Annotated in this window: 1 protein-coding gene; it reads left to right on the top strand. The window is 46.7% G+C overall.

All coding sequences use genetic code 11. From position 1 onward, the window contains the following. Positions 1-362: hypothetical protein (locus WH96_RS22260; protein ID WP_047766203.1), on the top strand; the 362-nt coding region annotated here is incomplete at both ends.

Here is a 362-nt window from a genome sequence, read left to right as displayed (position 1 = left end):
ATGCCCAATGGTACATCCTATCAAACGGGTGAAGAAATTGCTTTCTTTATCAATGTCCTTGAATCAGGCCAAGATTTTGATTTCGAGTTGGGTATTGAAGTTGGTGTTTATGCCAATGTTCACGGCGATAACTTGCTCTTTGATTCCCGTGTCAAGATGGAGGTCATGGAAGAAGGCCTTGGTATAGACGTCGAAGGTCAGATGAAAGGCACTTGGCACAAACCTTTCGGCATTCAGGGATTTTCTCTTTCTGACGTGACCATAGAAATGGGAACACAGGAAGATGGTGCGGTTAAGTTGGGCTTTGGCGGTGCGACGGTTATTGGCAGCGAGCACTTCAAGATGGCGGCCGATGGCAAGTT

This window comes from Kiloniella spongiae (assembly GCF_001026905.1).
Lineage (GTDB): Bacteria > Pseudomonadota > Alphaproteobacteria > Kiloniellales > Kiloniellaceae > Kiloniella > Kiloniella spongiae.
Note: the sequence above shows the minus strand (reverse complement) of the source record. Positions and strands in the feature narration are given on the sequence as shown.